14 protein-coding genes are annotated in these 17,889 nt (G+C 48.7%); 12 read left to right on the forward strand and 2 right to left on the reverse strand.

The window, feature by feature from the left end; translation table 11 throughout:
* Nucleotides 1-218 precede the first annotated feature (218 nt).
* The 10 genes from ACYQ2M_RS11520 (at nt 219) to ACYQ2M_RS11565 (ending at nt 12,280) form a co-directional block, all read left to right on the forward strand.
* On the forward strand, nt 219-1,496 hold the full coding sequence (locus ACYQ2M_RS11520) for an SPL family radical SAM protein (protein WP_459916492.1): 1,278 nt from the start codon (nt 219-221) through the stop codon (nt 1,494-1,496).
* A 386-nt stretch (nt 1,497-1,882) separates the two neighbouring features.
* Nucleotides 1,883-4,549, forward strand: coding sequence for a molybdopterin-dependent oxidoreductase (locus ACYQ2M_RS11525; RefSeq protein WP_459916493.1), 2,667 nt, complete (start codon nt 1,883-1,885; stop codon nt 4,547-4,549).
* Entirely contained in the window at nt 4,550-4,912 is a 363-nt protein-coding gene (locus ACYQ2M_RS11530) for a TusE/DsrC/DsvC family sulfur relay protein (RefSeq protein ID WP_459916494.1), read from the forward strand. It abuts the gene before it with no gap.
* A 28-nt stretch (nt 4,913-4,940) separates the two neighbouring features.
* Nucleotides 4,941-6,089 (forward strand): aminotransferase class V-fold PLP-dependent enzyme, encoded by a 1,149-nt coding sequence (locus ACYQ2M_RS11535; RefSeq protein WP_459916495.1) that lies wholly within the window; start codon nt 4,941-4,943, stop codon nt 6,087-6,089.
* A gap of 231 nt (nt 6,090-6,320) precedes the next feature.
* Nucleotides 6,321-8,060, forward strand: coding sequence for a sensor histidine kinase (locus ACYQ2M_RS11540; protein WP_459916496.1), 1,740 nt, complete (start codon nt 6,321-6,323; stop codon nt 8,058-8,060).
* 30 nt (nt 8,061-8,090) lie between these two features.
* Nucleotides 8,091-8,546: a response regulator gene (locus ACYQ2M_RS11545; RefSeq protein WP_459916497.1), complete on the forward strand. Its 456-nt coding sequence runs from the start codon at nt 8,091-8,093 to the stop codon at nt 8,544-8,546.
* 24 nt (nt 8,547-8,570) lie between these two features.
* Complete coding sequence (locus ACYQ2M_RS11550) at nt 8,571-10,418, forward strand: SLC13 family permease (protein ID WP_459916498.1); 1,848 nt, start codon at nt 8,571-8,573, stop codon at nt 10,416-10,418.
* A gap of 23 nt (nt 10,419-10,441) precedes the next feature.
* Complete coding sequence (locus ACYQ2M_RS11555; RefSeq protein WP_459916499.1) at nt 10,442-10,594, forward strand: hypothetical protein; 153 nt, start codon at nt 10,442-10,444, stop codon at nt 10,592-10,594.
* A 71-nt stretch (nt 10,595-10,665) separates the two neighbouring features.
* A complete protein-coding gene (locus ACYQ2M_RS11560; protein WP_459916500.1) occupies nt 10,666-11,196 on the forward strand; it encodes a YIP1 family protein in 531 nt (176 codons plus the stop codon).
* A 181-nt stretch (nt 11,197-11,377) separates the two neighbouring features.
* Nucleotides 11,378-12,280, forward strand: coding sequence for a response regulator (locus ACYQ2M_RS11565; RefSeq protein WP_459916501.1), 903 nt, complete (start codon nt 11,378-11,380; stop codon nt 12,278-12,280).
* 187 nt (nt 12,281-12,467) lie between these two features.
* On the opposite strand, the gene ACYQ2M_RS11570 is transcribed toward ACYQ2M_RS11565, so the two are convergent.
* On the reverse strand, nt 12,468-12,950 hold the full coding sequence (locus ACYQ2M_RS11570; protein ID WP_459916502.1) for a universal stress protein: 483 nt from the start codon (nt 12,948-12,950) through the stop codon (nt 12,468-12,470).
* A gap of 23 nt (nt 12,951-12,973) precedes the next feature.
* Nucleotides 12,974-13,651, reverse strand: a complete 678-nt coding sequence (locus tag ACYQ2M_RS11575; RefSeq protein ID WP_459916503.1) for a CBS and ACT domain-containing protein — start codon at nt 13,649-13,651, stop codon at nt 12,974-12,976.
* Nucleotides 13,652-14,218: 567 nt separating this feature from the next.
* Between ACYQ2M_RS11575 and ACYQ2M_RS11580 the strand changes: the two genes are divergently transcribed.
* A complete protein-coding gene (locus ACYQ2M_RS11580) occupies nt 14,219-15,148 on the forward strand; it encodes a universal stress protein (protein ID WP_459916504.1) in 930 nt (309 codons plus the stop codon).
* A gap of 57 nt (nt 15,149-15,205) precedes the next feature.
* Nucleotides 15,206-17,881, forward strand: coding sequence for a bifunctional acetate--CoA ligase family protein/GNAT family N-acetyltransferase (locus ACYQ2M_RS11585; protein ID WP_459916505.1), 2,676 nt, complete (start codon nt 15,206-15,208; stop codon nt 17,879-17,881).
* The last annotated feature ends 8 nt before the right edge of the window (nt 17,882-17,889 follow it).

Genomic DNA, 17,889 nt, shown 5'->3' on the forward strand with positions numbered 1-17,889 from the left:
TGATCGCCTGAGCAGCGTTGGAAATAATTCAGGAAGAAGCATAAATGAATTATGATAGATACAAAGTCAGAAAAGAGGCTGCAGCTTTCCAGATTAAGATGGAAAATATCATGTATATAATAATACATGGCTGTAACCACCAGCCACAACGAAAGATGAAACTCACATGATTCCTAATCTTTAGACCGAGTTTTATATAAAATATGACAGGGATAGCAATGACATCGGATAAATTTTCTCAAATAAGGCTTTACCATCACCTTCCGGCCGGGCAGCAGCAGTGGCTCCTCTCCCTGTCACAACAATATCCCTTTACTTTCCAGCAGTTGCGATTGCTTACGGAATACAGCGTGGACCTGGGCTGCTGGCAGGAGGGTTCTCTGGAACAATTTTACCGGCCTGAAGCGCTGGCCAACGCCACGGGAAAAAATGCAGCGGCAACGGTTTTTCGACAGTTCCGGGATGGGTATGAGGCCCTGAAGTCCCAGGAGAAAAAATATCCTGTGGCACCTAGGTTTGCGGCCGGTGAGCAGAAGTTCCCCGAGGGACAGATGGTGGAAGTGCCCCTGAAGGGTTCCATCATGGGACAATGCCCTGTGGCCTCTGAAAAGACCCGCTGCTGTAATTTGACAACCCTGGATGCCGTGCAGCAGTGCGGATTTGACTGCAGTTATTGTTCCATTCAATCTTTTTACCACGGTAATCAGGTCCGGTTTATCCGGAATCTGGTCTCCCACCTGGATACCCTGGAGCTGGAGGAAGATAAAAAATACCACATCGGCACCGGACAGTCTTCGGATTCTCTGATGTGGGGTAACCGGTTCGGGTTGCTGGATTCCCTGTGTCGTTTTGCCGCGGCCCATCCCAACGTCATTCTTGAGATGAAATCCAAGAGTGCCCGCATTGATTATTTTCTGGAAAATAGGCCTCCGCCCAATATGGTGTTCACCTGGTCCCTGAATACACCGGTGGTGATTCAGGCAGAGGAGCGGGGAACGGCTTCCCTTGACAAACGGCTGGAAAGTGCCCGGAAACTGGCGGATCTTGGCATCCCGGTGGGGTTCCATTTCCATCCCATGGTCTGGTACGAGGGCTGGGAAGGAGATTATCTGGCCGTGGCCTCGCGCCTGCTTGAACGTTTTGATCCGGAGGAGGTGGTCATGGTTTCCCTTGGCACACTCACCTTTATCAAACCTGTGTTGAAAAAAATTCGGGAACGTATGGTGCTTACATCCATCCTTCAGATGCCCATGGAGGAGTGCGCAGGTAAGTTGAGCTATCCCTTTGAGATCAAAAAAACGCTTTTCTCAACTCTTTACAATGCGTTTCCCAGGGCCTGGAAGACGTCCGTTTTTTTTTACATGTGCATGGAAGACATCAATTTATGGCCCGTTGTTTTTAACCGCAGCTATGACTCCAATGAGTTGTTTGAAGCGGATATGCTGGCAGCTTACCATAAAAAGAGCGCTGCCATTCGTCAACATCCCCTGAACTAAAGACCGGTGGCATTCAAGGGTGCGGCATAATTTTTTACGCTTTCCATCGTCTCTTTCAGCCCCTTTATAATCTTGTTGCGACCGATAACATGATGACGTTTTTTGGGACAAAGGTCGTGCCAGCCTTACTTTATAACTTTGAGAAATCACTATTTGAAAATTTTCTCAATATTAACAGGTTTATGCCCAACACTTGAATTTAAGATGTATTGGTTTTATGGTTTGTTATAGTTGCTTATAGTTTTTTATATGGTATTTTTTTTTGTGATATTTGTTTTTTGTTGACAAAAACAAACCGTAATTATACACAAAACTTCACTTGTTCTGACAATCTTGCCTTATTCTTTCAACCGGTTCCAAATCAATTATAAATTATGGGGAAAAATTTGAAAATAATCAATTTAACCATTAATGGGCTGGCAAAGCGGGTAGTTGCCGATAAAAATATGGTTTTGCTGGATTTGTTGCGGGAACATCTGCAACTGACAGGGAGCAAACAGTCCTGTGATCGAAAAGGTCAATGCGGGGCCTGCACGGTCATTGTTAACAAAAAAGCGGTATTATCCTGCCTTACAAAGGTTCAGAAACTTGAGGGAGCCACGGTGATTTCCGTTGAAGGCCTGGGCACACCGGAAAACCCCCATTTGATTCAGGAAGCCTTTGCCTTGGCCGGTGCCATCCAGTGTGGTTTCTGCACGCCGGGCATGATTATGGCCACCAAGGCACTTCTGGATGTCAACCTTGATCCCAGCGTTGAGGAGATCAAGCATGCCCTTCGCCGCAACATCTGCCGCTGCACAGGCTATGTAAAGATCATTGAAGCCGTTCAACTGGCAGCCAGATTCCTGAGAAAAGAATTAACCCCCGATGAGATTCGACCCAAACCCACCGATGCCAAAATGGGGGTTTCCCACGTCAGACCCTCAGCCCTTTTAAAGGCCTGTGGGACGGCACAGTTTGGGGCAGATATCACCATGCCCGGAGCCCTTGAAATCGCCGTGGTACGAAGTCCCCATTTCCACGCGGAAATTAAAAACATTGATTTCACTGTAGCTGAAAAAATGCCGGGATTCGTTGGAAGTCTTACCGCTGCAGACATCAAAGGCACCAATAGATTAAAATACATCGTGGGCGATCGACCGGTGATATGTGAAGACCGGGTGCGCACCCTGGGAGATGCCGTTGCCGTGGTGGTGGCCCAGACCAGGGAACAGGCCCTGGCAGCTGTGGATGCCGTAAAGGTTGACTATGCGCTTTTGCCGGAGATGAGAACCACGGATGCAGCCTTGGCAACGGATGCCCTGCAGATTCATCCCGACCGACCCAATCTTTGCTTCAGCCAACCCATGATCAAGGGGGATGCTGCCAAAGGATTTACCAATGCAGCCTTTGTTGTGGAAGAAAATTTTTCCACCCAGATTAATCACCAGGCTCCCATGGAGCCGGAAAACAGTGTGGCTTACATGGAAGGGAAGGGCGAAGATGCCACCCTTGTGGTCATGGGTCGGGGTATTAATATTCATCTTCACATGTCCATGCTCCAGGAAGCCCTGGGTTTTGAGAACATTCGCTATGAAGAGCCCTTTTCCGGGGGGCAGTTCGGTATAAAACTTGAGATATTCACCGAAGGCATTGCCGCTGCTGCAGCGTTGAAATTCAACCGTCCTGTGCGTTACCGGCCGAGCATTGCAGAATCCATGCTCATCACTTCCAAGCGCCATCCCTTTGATATGAAAATTAAGATGGGAGCCGATGACAAAGGCAAGTTAACGGCTCTGGAGATGGATATAATCGTTGATAACGGAGCCTATAATTCCATTGGCAATGTTATCATTAACCGGGCACTCCACATGCTTTCAAGCTCTTATTATATTCCCAATATCAACGTTTCTTCCAAGTTGATCTACAGCAACAATCCCTGGGGAAGTGCAGCCCGGGGAGCAGGGCCTCCACAGGCCCATTATGCCCTGGAATGCGCCATGGACCTTCTGGCACAAAAACTTGGCATGGACCCCCTGGCATTCAGAAAGTTAAACAGCCTGGCTCCGGGATTGACCAAGGCCACGGGTCATCCGGTGGATCAATGGCCCTTTCCCGAATTGTGCGATGCCATTAAACCCAATTATGACAGGGCCATGGCCGATGCCGCAGCCCATGATAACAAGGGTGCCATCAAACGAGGTGTGGGGCTGGGTGCTGCCGCCTTCGGCATCGGGTTTCCCGGGGATAAATCCATCTCCGCCGTGGAGCTGGAGGCGGACGACGGCGTAACCGTATATGCTGCAGCAGCAGACCCCGGCGAGGGAAATGATTCCATGCTCACCCAGCTGGCAGCCCAGGTATTGGAACTGCCCCTTGACAAGGTCCGGGCCGTTACCAGAACCACCGCAAAAACCGCTGCCGCAGGTCCGGCATCGGGAAGCCGGGTGACCCTGATGATCGGGGGAGCCACTGTGGCGGCGCTGGAGCAGTTGAAAAAAGCCATGGATGAAGTGGGCGCTAAAACCTTTGGGGCATTTAAAGCCGCCGATGTTCCCACACGCTATGTGGGTCACCGTTCCACTGTTGAAACCGCCCCCCTTGATCCGGAAACCGGCCAGGGTCCCTCTTCGGAATCTGATGTCCACGCCGTCCAGCTGGCTGAGGTGGAAGTCAACATCGAGACCGGTGAGGTCCGGGTGCTGAAGATGACCATGGCTGTTGATGCCGGGGTGGTAATTAACCCCAATAATCTGACAGGACAACTGGAAGGTGGCATGGACATGGGGGTGGGGTATGCCCTGCGGGAGGAGTTCATCGCCGGAGAAACCACGGACTGGCGAACCTTTAAGTTCCCCACCATGAAAACTGCCTTTGACATGGAAACGGTGATCCAGGAAACCCCCAGAAACCGGGGTACATTGGGTGCCACAGGGGTGGGAGAAATGTCCATGGTATCAACGGCACCGGCGGTGATCAATGCCATTAAAGATGCCTGCGGTGTACTTATAACCGATCTGCCTGCCACACCGGATAAAGTGATGGCTGCATTAAAAGCGGCCGCTAGGGAATAGATGACTGAAAACGGTCTGGAAGATTCCACCCAGCAGACTCGTGACCGGCATCTGCGTACCATTGCCGGTCACGATCTTTATTTTGACTGGGAGGATTTTTTGTGGGAGCCCCAGGATTGGAATGAGACCATCGCCCTTGCGCTTGCCCGGGAGATGGGCCTTGAAGGCCTTGATGATACCCAGTGGCAGGTGCTCCGGTTCATGCGGGAATTTTACTTTTACCATGGCCGGGCACCCATGAACAAAGACTTAAAGGAGGGAACGGGGATGAGTCTCATGGCGCTTGAAAAATTGTTTCCCCGGGGTATCCGCATGGGTGCCCGAAGACTGGCGGGCCTGCCCAATCCCAAGGCATGCCTGTAAGTGACTGATAAAAAAGGAGCAGTATCGTTTGATATATCTTGACAACGCTGCCACCACATGGCCAAAGCCAAGACAGATACTTGATCAGATGGTGGAACAGTTTTCCGCCATGGGGGTTTCTCCGGGCAGGGGCAGCTATGATGCTGCCCTGGCAGCATCGGATTTTATTAGTGCAACCCGCATAAAGCTGGCTCTTTTCTTTGATGCACCTGATGCCGACCGGGTGATTTTTACAGCCAATGCAACGGATGGCCTTAATACGGCCCTGCTGGGAATTTTAAAACCCGGAGATCACGTCATCACCACCCGCCTGGAGCACAACTCCGTTCTTCGTCCCCTTTATTATCTGCAACAAAATAAAATCATCACCTGCAGTATTGTTCCCTTTGATCAGGAGGGGTTCATTAATCCCAAGGATATTGAAGATGCCATACGCCCGGTAACAAGACTGGTGGTCATGACCCATGCCTCCAATGTCCTTGGCACCATTCAACCCGTGGATCAAGTTGGGAAAATATGTAAAGCACGGGGTATTGATTTTGTGGTGGATGCCTCACAGTCCGCAGGACAGATCCCCGTTAGCATGGCGGATATGAATGCGTCAGCCCTGGTGTTCACCGGCCATAAATCCCTTTATGGTCCCCCCGGTATCGGTGGTCTGGTGCTCCATCCCTGCCTTGAAATAGAACCCAGTCGCTTTGGGGGAACCGGCATTGTATCCAGCAGTCTGGTTCACACCCGACAATTTCCCCATCGTCTGGAAGCCGGTACCCATAATCTCATGGGCATCATCGGCCTTTCACTGGCCATGGATTATCTTTGTAAAAAGGGCATCTCCACCCTCCATGATCAGGAAATGCGTCTTGTTAAGCAGTTGTATCAGGGGCTTTCCATGATCAAAGGAATTACCCTGTATGGTGGTTTCAAGATGCGCTCTGATCGACATCTGGCTGTACTTTCTGCCAACCTCAAATCGGTAAGCTCCGCAGATCTTGGTGCCATCCTGGACGGTGATTTTGGCATTGCCGTGCGGGTGGGTATTCATTGTGCCCCCCTGGTTCATGAAAGCCTTAATACTGCCGACACCGGCGCTGTAAGGTTCAGTCTGGGGATGTTCAATACCCCTGCAGAAATAGACGCAACCGTTAAGGCCATTGAAGAGATTGCACAGCACTGACCTGGCACCATTTCCTCTTTATTTTTCCCTTCATTTACACCTTGAAAAAAAATCTGACACTTGATTCTTTCGTCAGGTCTTTTCTGTTTTAGCGTGCCTGCCTTTTATTCTTTTTTTATTTCAGTGTCTTATATTTTTTATGGCCGTTTTTTATCCAGCGGCACCATAGTTGCTATTCTTGTCCGGTAAGCATATCAGATCTTTTTTCCAGGGACATGGGGGCAAACGGCAATGGATAAACAAAACGAATCACATAAAGAGCGCAATCACCCGCTGAAACGATCTATTTTAACCAATATGATCGTCATTCCTTTTATTCCTTTTCTCCTGGCTGTGGGAGTCAGTTTTTATTATTTTTCCACCACATTGGAACAAAACAGCATCAGCAGTCTCAAGCGCATTGTGGAAGATCACTGCGACATGATTGATGGCTTTTTGATGGAGCGACAATCCGATCTTGAGCTGATAACCAACACCTATACCTTTGATGAGATTATGGAAGCCACTTCCATTAACCGGATTTTTGAAAATCTCAAGAAACGCTCTGGTGCCTTTGTGGACCTGGGCCTGTTTGACAGTCAGGGCATCCATAGAAAATATGCCGGCAAGTTCCAGCTGTTGGAGGGAAAAGAATATAAAAATGAAGTGTGGTTTAAAAAAGTGATGGAAACCGGGTTTTACATCAGCGATATATTTTCAGGATATCGCAATGTGCCCCATTTCGTCATTGCCGTAAAAAAAAGTGCTGGTAAGGCTGCCTGGGTGCTCCGGGCCACCATTGACACCCTGGCCTTTGATCGAATGGTCTCCCGGGTGCGGATTGGTAAAACCGGTGAGTCCTATATCTTGAACACCTCTGGCGTTTCACAAACAGAGAGACGTTCCGGGGGTATCGGAATCATGGAAAAAGATCCCGAGTATTCCGACTTTCCCGCATTCCCTTCCTTTCCGCCATCCACCCACAACGGTATTCAAACCTTTATTAAATCCGATGCTAACGGTGATCAATACCTCTATGCCACCACCCGGCTTAAAAACAGGGAGTGGTTTCTGGTGGTGCGTCAGGAAAAAAGGGATGCCTATAAATCCCTTTATTCGGCCATGTACATTACCTTGCTGATCATGGTTCTGGGTGGGGCTGTTATCATCGTAACCGCCCTCTACATGACAGAACATATCCTTAAACGCATTGATACTCTGGGCATGGAAAAAGAAAGCCTTGGTAACCAGTTGATCCGGGCGGTGCAGTTGGCGGAAATTGGTGAAATGGCAGCCGGGTTTGCCCATGAGATAAATAACCCCCTGCAGATTATCAAGGGTGAGCATCTTCTGATTGAAACCCTTCTTGATGAGGTATCATCCCTGTTAATCCCCACGGCAAAAGATGAAGTGGCGGAAATAAACGAATCCATGGATCAGATAAAACTCCAGGTGAACCGCTGTTCTGAAATTACCCATGCCATTTTAAAGTTCGGACGAAAAAACGAGTCAAAACTTGAGGTATTGAATCCCTGTGAGATCATCCCTGAAATTTTGCACATGGTGGAAAAAAAGGCCCATGTGGACGGTATTGTCATGGATCAGATCATTTCCCCTGATACGCCCCTTTTCAAGGGGGATGCCTCCCAGTTTCAGCAAGTAATTTTAAATCTTGTGAACAATGCCATGGACGCCATTGTGGAGCGACATGGTGCTTCAGGCGGAAAACTGGATATTGTGTCAGAGAGAACTGAACAGGGAAATACGGAGATCCGGATTGCCGATAACGGCATGGGTATCAGTTCGGAGAATATTGGAAAGATTTTCTCACCTTTTTTTACCACAAAACCCGTGGGGAAAGGCACGGGACTTGGGCTTTCAGTGTGTTACGGCATTATCAAAAATTGGGGGGGGACCATGGCGGTGGAAAGCGGAAAAGACAAGGGAACCACCTTTGTGATTACCCTACCGTCACATGATAATCAAAGATAAAAAACCATGATGAAACAGGAGGGCAGTATTTTGGAAAAAATGAAGCTGTTACTGGTGGATGATGAAGAACGATATCTGAAAACAACAAGACGATTGATGGAAAAAAAAGGCTATTCCGTGTCCGTGGCAACCAGCGGACAGGAGGCCCTGGAAACCCTTAAAAAACAAACTATTCATGTGGTTATTCTGGATGTCAAGATGCCCGGCATGGACGGCAATGAGACCCTGAAAGTTATCAAGCAGCTGTATCCTCTGGTGGAGGTGGTGATGCTCACCGGTCATGCCACCGTGGATTCAGCCATTGACGGCCTGAAATCCGGGGCAACGGATTATCTCATGAAACCCGCTGACATTGATGACATCATAGAAAAGGCAGAAGAAGCCTATGAAAAACGCCAGCGCCTGGAGGAAAAGATCCGGGTGGCCCAGACCAAAAAGTTCATGCGATCGCCCCGGGAAATTCTCAAGGACGATGACGAAGAATAGAACCATTCTTTTGGAGGTTGATAGATGAAAAAATCAAAGCCGGTTACTGGATATGACAAGTATATTAATTGGAAACTGTTTATCATCCCTGTTGTCCTTTTTTTTACTGTTTTGGCAATCCCCACACCAGATGGCATGAAGGATGTGGGCATGGAGTACCATGTGGGACCCAAGGCTGTTATTAACCACATCACCATGGCCTTGTTTCAGCAGGAAAGTACTTCGGTGGAGCAATGGCAGCTGCTCACGGCAAAAATCATGGAGCAGAACATGCGTATTGGTGCGTTGAAAAAGGCACGTTTCCTCAAACGAAATGTTAAATGGTGTCAAAAATATAAAATTGAGGTCAATAAAACCAATTTTGATAAGGCCCATGCCTACATCAAAGATAATGTGACGGACCAGAATTTTGAGACCATTATGACAAGCTCATTGGTGCTGCGCAAGGATGGTTTAAAATACGAAGAGCAGACCGGCAGTGATAAAACCGCTGCCGACAAAGGTGCCTGGCAGATCAAGGTGGCCATTGCCATGGGGCTTTTTGTGGTGTTCTGTTTCTTAACGGAGTGTATTCCGTTGCCGGCGGTGGCCTTCTGCATCGGTCTGATCCTTGTGTTCACCGGTGTGATTTCCCGCCAGGAAGTGGCCATGCTGTACTGGAGTGATGCCTGCTGGTTCATTATGGGAAGTCTTATGTTTGCCGCGGCCTTTGTTAAAACTGGGGTGGACAAACGTGTGTGTCTGATGATGTTTAAAAAATTGGCAGTGCCCAATATCAAGTGGATCACCCTGATCTTTTTTCTTATCATAACACCCCTTGCCGCCTTTATTTCCGATCATGCCCTGGCGGCAATGTTTCTTCCCATTGGTATGCTTTTATATCAGAACAGTCTGACCCGGGAAGTCCCCGAGGATAAAGAGCTTGCCAAGGTGTTGATGATCAGTATCGCCATGGCCTGTAATATCGGTGGCCCCGGTGCTCCTTCCGGCGGTGCCAGGAACGTTATCATGATGACCTATTTAACGGATATGTTCGGTGTGGACATTGGTTATTTCCAGTGGGTTACCTACTGCTTTCCTTTCCTTATCCTCATGATCCCCGTTAGCTGGTTCATCGTGAACTTCAGGTTTAAACCCCAGATTACTTCGCTTGCCCCGGCCATGAATCAGCTGCAAACGGAAATCGGTAAGATGGGTGGATGGAATAAACAACAGATCTGGGCTTTGATCATTTTTATCATCATGGTCTTTGGCTGGTTTACGGAAAAATCCTTTTATGCCATGGGTATTTATCCCGTTCGTCTGGGTATCGGCGTTATCGCTGTTGCCGGTGCCATCGGTTATATTCTCACCGGTGTGGTGAACTGGCGTGATTACCAGGAAAAGGTGGATTGGGGGGTTGTGTGGCTGTATGCCGGGGCCATCATTTTTGGCCGGGTGCTGGATCAGACCGGTGCGGCTTACTGGCTGGCCCGATCCGTCATTGATTTTCTGTCACAGTTCGGCATGGAATCCGGTCTTCCCCTCATGGCCATCAGTAACGGTCTCACCGCCATTTTGACCAACCTTATGGCGGACGGTCCTGCTGCTGCATCCGTGGGACCCATTACCCTGAACATGGCGGGTATGGTGCATCCCGGCACCACCTATCTGCCCTTCATGGCCATGGGTACGGCCATCGCATCTTCTTTTGCCTATTGTTTGATTATCGGTACACCGCCCAACGCCATTGTGTATGCCAGTGGATATCTTGAGCCCAAGGATTATCTCCGGGCTGGTATTCCTCTGTTTTTCTTTGCCAATGTGGTGTTACTGCTGCTCACCGGTATTTACTGGACTCTTAGAGGGTTTAGCGGAATGCCTGGTTTTTAATCTGCTTAACACAGGATGAAGTCATGGAAGTAAAACAGAAAAAAAGCAGTGACGATTCATGGAAGACGATGTTTAAAACCGGAGAAATACGCTTTACCAAAGCGGCGGAACGTAAATTCTTTTTTTACATGACCTTGATTATGCTTCTGGCGGGTATTTTTTCAAAAATAATATAATCACCATGCCCTGACAGGCACAATGGTTCCATTTCTGTTCAGGCGGGAATAATGGGAAAAGGTGCAGGACGATGTTGGAATCCAGTTTAAAAAATTGTCAGTTCTATGCTTATGCCATTGTTCAGCTGTTGATTGAACCTGGACAATTTTTTATGGAACTGCCCGGCAAAACCACAGCTAAAATCACAGTGGGATTCATGGTCCTCAGCAGTATATTTTATGCTGTGGCAAGCCTTTTGACAGGGGCCTACGGTCATCCGATGTGGATAATGAGTATTGTGTTCTTTAGCAATGCCATGGGAATGATTCTGCTTTCCGCCGCCATTGGTTATGTGATCATGGTACTGATGGTGGGCAAGAAAGCATCGTTTTCGGGCGTACTCAGTATTTATGCCTTTTCCGCAGGCATTACACTTTTTCTTTCATGGCTTCCATTTATGCTGTGGTTCACGGAACCCTGGAGATGGTGGCTGGTATATACCGGATTTAAAAACAGCTGTTCGTTGACAGGCCGAAAATCTTTTTGGATTGTGTGTCTGTCTCTGGTGCTGCAGGTGTGTCTGATATCTTCAGCCCTCATGGCCTTTGGCCGTTTAAGATAGGCACTACCCGGCCGTGTACAGAACAACCAGGCCCGGACAAGAAGTACCTGACCGGCAGTTAAAATACCCGGTACAAAAGACTGGCTCGAACAGATTTGTTTGCGAAAAAAGAGCCTTAAAACCCCGGTTTTTTAAGATTTGACTGTCGGAAGACCAATTATAGAACACCAAGGAGAAGATAATGATGAGTCAGATAAAAGTGTTGATGGTGGATGATGAAAAACGCTTTCGGGATACCACAAAAAAGATCCTTAATAAAAAAGGGTTTGAAACCCTCGTGGCGGAAAGTGGCGAAGATGCCCTGGAAAAAATAGACCAGAACCCCGATGTGGTGATTCTGGATATAAAGATGCCCGGCATGGATGGCCATGAAACCCTGGAAAAAATAAAGGAAATAAAACCGGAGCTGCCGGTGATCATGCTCACCGGCCACGGTGCCATGCCCTCGGCAAAGGAAGCCCTGGGCCAGGGTGCCTTTGATTATTTGAGTAAACCCTGTGATATCAATCTTCTGGCTGAAAAAATAAAGGAAGCCTGCCAGATTAAAGATAAATCATCTCTGCCCCGGGAGCGCAGTGTGTTGGATATCATGATCCCCATTGCCGAATACTCCACCATTGAGGAAGACAAGAGCATTAAGGATGCCATTAATCTGCTGAAAAGATCCTTTATCACCCGCATGGCCACCAGTAGACTCATGGAAACGGGTCATCGTTCCATTCTGGTGGTGAATAAAGCCAACCAGGTCCAGGGAACCCTCACCATCCGTGATCTCATGGAAATGGTGATGCCGGGGTATCTTTCTGCCCCCAAGCCTTCCCTGGCGGACAGCATTGAATATTCACCCATGTTCTGGGAAGGCATGTTCACCATGGGAATGCTGGCGATGAAAGATAAGCCTCTCAGCGATGTCATGTCACCTTCGCCGGCTTCCATTGATGGTAAGGCCAATTTGATGGAAGCTGCCTACCTTATGCTTGAGGCAAATCAGCGCCGTCTGATTGTCAGCTTGTCCGGTAAAACCGTGGGGATTATCCGGGAACAGGAACTCTTTTTTGAAATGGAACGAATTATTAACGTATAGCAAGGGCAAGGCCGGAAAGAGTTAGGCGATTAAGTAACAAAAACAAGTCCCCCGGGAAATGATATTCCCGGGGGACTTGTTTGGTTTTGTGCCGTCGTCGAGCCTGTTCCCATCGTTAATTAATTAAGCCAGACTCCTCCCCAAAGTGGCCCATGTTGTGACCAGGCCCGAAAATGGGAATGCCCCATCAATCTTCAGTGCGTTTGTGAGGCCCCTGCCTGACACTGAGCACCGGGATGGGAGAATGACGAAAGATTTTTTCCGCATGGGAGCCAAACAGAGTTCTTGCAATATTGCCCTTTCCCTTGTTGCCCATGACGATGAGATCTATCTCATTTTCCGTTGCGTGTTTAATGATTTCTTCAAAGGGGACGCCCATGCCGATGTGGATGGTCATAGCGGATTTCTGGTCAAAGAAATTTTCCTTGATCATCTTTTTTAACCATTTGCGTCGTTCTTCGGTGCTTTCTTTGACATATTGCTGGAGATCAAGTTTGTCAGGATAATAACTTGTGACCATCTTGACGGCGTCGAGATCCCTCTGATTTAAAACATTAAGAATCTGAATTTCAGCGTTGCTGTTACCGCCAACGGCAAGGGCATACTCAAGTGTGGGGATGGAGTAGTCGGACAGATCAATACAAACCAGTATCTTGTTGATTTCTTTCATGAGAGTGTTTCCTTATATTTTGGTTAAAAAAGCCTTCTGATATTGCGGGTTTGGTCGGCCAGAAAGAACATATCTCCCGCATCGTAGAGCTGGGCAGCCACGCTGTCGAAATTTTCTTCAGGTATATCAAAGGCATGTATAAACACCTTTCTGAAGCCATCTTCAACATCATCATAGGATGTCAGAATGCTCAGCAGTCTGCCTCCCCCCATGCGGATGATATCGGTGATGCTCTTGATCATGCCGGGGCTGTCAGTGATTCTAAAGGCAAAAATCTGTCCCTTGCGGGCACCGCCGGTGAAGGAGACCAGGCATCTGAAAATATCGCTTTTGGTGATGACACCTGTCAGGCGCCCCCGGTTGTTCTTGACGGGCATGCCGGAAATATTTTCCATGAGCATGGTACCTGCCACTTCTTCCACGGTACGGTCTTCGGTGGTGCATAAAACGGGGTGGGACATGATTGTTCGAATTCTCACCTTGGTCAACAATGAACTCAGCTCATAGACGGCAAGGGAGGTGGCCTGGGACGGGGTGGCTTTTTTAATATCTCCATCGGTGACAATTCCCACGATTTTTCCATTCTCGAGCACCGGCAGTATTGAAATTATTTTTTTCTTAAACAGGTCGTCGGCATCCAGGACAGATGCATCCGCATCGATGGTATTTACTGGTGAGCTCATCCATTTTTTTATCAACATGGGGCATCTCCTTTCCGGGTTGATCATGGTATCCTTTGCCAGTTTTTAGCCACATGCGCATGGCACCTGTGATCTTCCCTGTTTTAATATTTATGAGACATTATGTGCATTGATTTACCTGATTTTAATTTTTCTTCAACACTATGTAAGAGCAACTTTTATGCCGAAGGAATTCATTTCATGGGATTCATTTCATGGGTGCTTCGGTGGGATACGATCACCGGGGTGTCATAGCGGAAAATGCCTCATCGGGGGCTTGATAAAAGGTGTGTGTCACCGGAGCGCCATGCATGGAGATGTGCCAGGGATTTATCATTGGGGAAATTCAGGGGAAAACGGTGTCAGTTTTCTTTACAATCTGTAAAGAATAGCCTTGTTATGATGGGCAGCTAAAGCTTAGCCAACCGGCTTATGTCTTGGATATTTATTCAAATACAGGTGCTTATGACTTTTTTAATTCAAAGGCATGTAACTTGCTGATCAAGCAGTTAACAGCAGGGCTGTCAGATCCATCAGGAAATTGGATTTGATCATAATAATCACCCCTTCCAATGGAGGGCATATCAAATGATGGAATTTCAAAATAAGATGCTGGTTGTTCTGGACGGTTCTGAAAGGTCCTTTAAGACCATAGAGTACCTGTGCGATTTTAAGCCGTTCATCGGGAAAGAAATTGCGCTTTTTAATGTATTCAGCTCGGTGCCGGAAAGTTACTGGGATATCGGGAAAGAGTCCTTCAGCAGAAACGCCATGAGCCAGGCCAAAGGCTGGGAACTCCAGCGCAGGAAAGAGATGGAAAATTACATGGAGCGCGCCAAAAGTATGCTTGTGGGGGCAGGCTATCCTGAGGATAACGTTACCATATCTATACAGACTCGAGACAAAGGCGTGGCAAGGGATATAATTACCGAGGCTGCAAGGGGATATTTTGCCGTACTTGCAAGACGTCGGGGATATGGGGCACAACTTCAGATGGTCATGGGCAGTACCACCACCAAGCTTTTGGAAAGACTTTCGTCGGTGCCGGTGCTGCTGGCGGGCCTTCATAAAAGCAATGCCTCAATTCTTCTCAGTGTGGATGGCTCGGATGGCTCCAACCGGGCCGTGGATTTCGTCGCTCATGTGGTGGCAAATTCCTCCTGCCGTATTGTCATTTGCGGTGTGTTGCGGGACTTCAATCTCATTGATGAGGAAGGAGAGGCCCAGGACACCGTGAATCATGTCAAATTATTTTTTAACAGCATGCAGATCGCCATTGATGATGCTGCAAAGAAACTTAAAGCTGTGGGTATTCCCAGTGAAAAAATTCGGCGAAAAATCATCACCGGAACCCGGAGTCGCGCCGCCAGCATTGTGCAGGCTGCGGAAGAAGAAGATTGCGGTACCATCGTACTTGGTCGACGGGGGAAATCCAATGTGGAGGAGTTTTCCATTGGCAGGGTACCCTGGAAGGTGGTTCATGCCGCACGTAGAATGACGGTGTGGATTGTTGCTTAAAACCTGGCAAGGTCGGCCAACTTACCATTGATGAGATACGCTGGAGGGCATAAAATAATGAGCACCATAAACATGCACAGGCTGTTTAATCCGAAATCTGTTGCCGTTATCGGTGCGGGTGAACGTCCGGGACATATCGGGGCTGCCATTATGAATAATCTGTTAAATGGCGGGTTCCCCGGTAAGATATATCCGGTGAATCCAAAATATGACACGGTTATGGGGCTTGACTGTGTGCCCCATCTGGCGGCCCTTGAAACCTCTGTGGACATGGCCATCATCGCCACTCCCATCAACACTGTGCCAGAGATTGTGGAGGACTGCGGAAATAAAGGCCTTGGCGGTGTCGTGGTGATTTCTGCCGGCGGCAAGGAAACAGGTGCCCCCGGCCGCAGGATCGAAGCCCAAATCATGGACATTGCCAGAAAAACAAACTTGCGCATCATCGGTCCCAACTGCCTTGGTATAGTCAATACTGCAAAAAAATTCAATGCCAGTTTTGCCCATCAGTCTCCCCTGCCGGGGAAAATCGCTTTTCTTTCCCAGAGCGGTGCAGTGTGCACCTCTGTCCTTGATATGGCCATGCGTGAAAATGTGGGATTCAGTCATTTTGTGAGCCTTGGCACCATGATGGACATTGATTTTGCAGACATGATTGATTACTTGGGCTCGCTTGGTTCCGTTGAAAGCATTGTCATGTATGTGGAAAATATCACTAATATCAGAAATTTCATGAGTGCGGCCCGATCCGTATCCCGTATTAAACCCATTATTGCCCTGAAATCTGGCAGATCAACGGCCGGTGCCCGGGCCGCAGCCTCTCACACCGGTGCCCTTGCAGGAGAAGACGCCGTGTACGATGCAGCCTTTAAGAGGGCGGGCATTTTACGGGTGAATCAGTTCCAGGAACTTTTTGACTGTGCGGAATTCCTTGCCAAACAAAAACAGCCCAAGGGACCTCGACTTGCCATCATCACCAACGCCGGAGGTCCCGGTGTCATGGCCGCCGATGCCTTGGCCGCCCATGGCCTGGAACCGGCTGTATTTTCGCCCGATACCATTACTCAACTGAATGGGTTTCTGTCGGAGAACTGGAGCCGGGGAAATCCCGTGGATATTCTGGGGGATTCGCCCCCGGAACATTATCTTCAGGCCGTTCGTATCTGCCTGGATGCACCGGAAATAGACGGCTTGCTCCTGCTTTGTTCCCCTGCTGGGACCCTGAATCTGCCGGATCTTGCCCATCCCTTGGCCGAGGTGCTGAAAAAGACACCATATCCGGTGTTCACCGCATGGATAGGCGGGCTGGATGTGGACAAGGCCCGGCGTATTCTCAACCAGGCGGGTATCGTTACCTATGATTCTCCAGAGCGTGCCGTGCGGGCCTTTGTGGATCTGTACCAATATGCCGAAAACATCCAGACCCTCCAGGAAATTCCCATTCGTACGGATAAGAAATTGCTCATTGACCGGAAACATGCCGGAGAAATCATCAAAGAGGGTCTGGCTCTGGGGCATGGCGTTTTAACGGAACTGGAAGGAAAAGACCTGCTTAAGGCTTATGGCATCCCGGTGAATCGTACGGAACTTGCGGTGTCCGCCGATCATGCGGTGTCCCTGGCCGATGGCATGGAATATCCGGTGGCCATGAAAATATGCTCCCGGGATATTGTTCATAAATCCGATGCAGGTGGGGTACTGCTGAATCTGGAAGACAAGGATGCTGTGCGGATGGGATTTGTAACCCTAATGGAAGCGGCAAAACTCCATACACCAGATGGTGATATCATGGGGGTCTGCATACAGCCCATGTCCCCGGTACCGGATTATGAATTGATCTTTGGTGCAAAGCAGGACCCTGATTTTGGCCCCATACTGCTTTTTGGCATGGGCGGGGTGCTCACCGAGGTTTTTAAGGATATGGCAAAGGGGCTGCCTCCGTTGAACCGGATCCTGGCCCGGAGACTAATCCAGGGAACCAAAATATCAACGGTACTCAATGGCTACAGAAACATTGAAAAAATTAACCGGGATGCCCTGGAAGAAACCTTGATTCGGCTCAGCCGTCTGTTGACGGATTTCCCCGAGATTCAGGAAATGGACATCAACCCCATGATGGTCAAAAACGGCAGATATCTTGCCGTGGATGCCCGGGTGATTTTAAAACCCACCACAGTGGCGCCTGGCATGCACCTGGTGATCAGCGCCTATCCCTGGCAGCACGAAGCCGTGGATGAAACCATTGACGGTGTTCCCATTTTCATGCGTCCCATCCGGCCCGGAGATGCCCCCCTTTTGATTGAACATTTTAATGCATTGTCTCCCCGGAGTGTCTACATGCGGTTTTTCACCCCCATGAAGCAGTTGTCCCATACCATGCTCATCCGCCTGACCCAGATTGACTATGATCGCGAAATCGCTCTTGTTGCCCTTCTCCAGGAAGGAAAAGAACAGAAGATGGCCGGCATCGCCCGGGTTATTTTTGAACCCGACGGTAAAAATGGAGAATTCGCCGTGGCCGTGGCCGATAAATGGCATGGCAAGGGCATTGGGGCATCCCTTTTGAAGAGGTGCCTTATCTATGCCAGAGAGAAGGGGCTTAAACGGGTGTGGGGAATTGTGATTTCAGAGAACCGACAGATGGTGAAACTGGGTAAAAAACTTGGTTTTGATATAAAACTGGTACCCGGCTCATCGGAATACGAACTTGCCATTGACCTTACGGTTACCTGATATTGTGA

It is taken from the genome of Desulfocicer niacini (assembly GCF_054657595.1).

Excerpts from the sequence above, each read along its gene's own strand:
- ACYQ2M_RS11520 (WP_459916492.1), top strand. The coding sequence starts at position 219 with ATGACATCGGATAAATTTTCTCAAATAAGGCTTTACCATCACCTTCCG.
- ACYQ2M_RS11530 (WP_459916494.1), top strand. The coding sequence starts at position 4,550 with ATGACTGAAAACGGTCTGGAAGATTCCACCCAGCAGACTCGTGACCGG.
- ACYQ2M_RS11540 (WP_459916496.1), top strand. The coding sequence starts at position 6,321 with ATGGATAAACAAAACGAATCACATAAAGAGCGCAATCACCCGCTGAAA.
- ACYQ2M_RS11550 (WP_459916498.1), top strand. The coding sequence starts at position 8,571 with ATGAAAAAATCAAAGCCGGTTACTGGATATGACAAGTATATTAATTGG.
- ACYQ2M_RS11555 (WP_459916499.1), top strand. The coding sequence starts at position 10,442 with ATGGAAGTAAAACAGAAAAAAAGCAGTGACGATTCATGGAAGACGATG.
- ACYQ2M_RS11560 (WP_459916500.1), top strand. The coding sequence starts at position 10,666 with ATGTTGGAATCCAGTTTAAAAAATTGTCAGTTCTATGCTTATGCCATT.
- ACYQ2M_RS11565 (WP_459916501.1), top strand. The coding sequence starts at position 11,378 with ATGATGAGTCAGATAAAAGTGTTGATGGTGGATGATGAAAAACGCTTT.
- ACYQ2M_RS11570 (WP_459916502.1), bottom strand. The coding sequence starts at position 12,950 with ATGAAAGAAATCAACAAGATACTGGTTTGTATTGATCTGTCCGACTAC.
- ACYQ2M_RS11575 (WP_459916503.1), bottom strand. The coding sequence starts at position 13,651 with ATGTTGATAAAAAAATGGATGAGCTCACCAGTAAATACCATCGATGCG.
- ACYQ2M_RS11580 (WP_459916504.1), top strand. The coding sequence starts at position 14,219 with ATGATGGAATTTCAAAATAAGATGCTGGTTGTTCTGGACGGTTCTGAA.
- ACYQ2M_RS11585 (WP_459916505.1), top strand. The coding sequence starts at position 15,206 with ATGAGCACCATAAACATGCACAGGCTGTTTAATCCGAAATCTGTTGCC.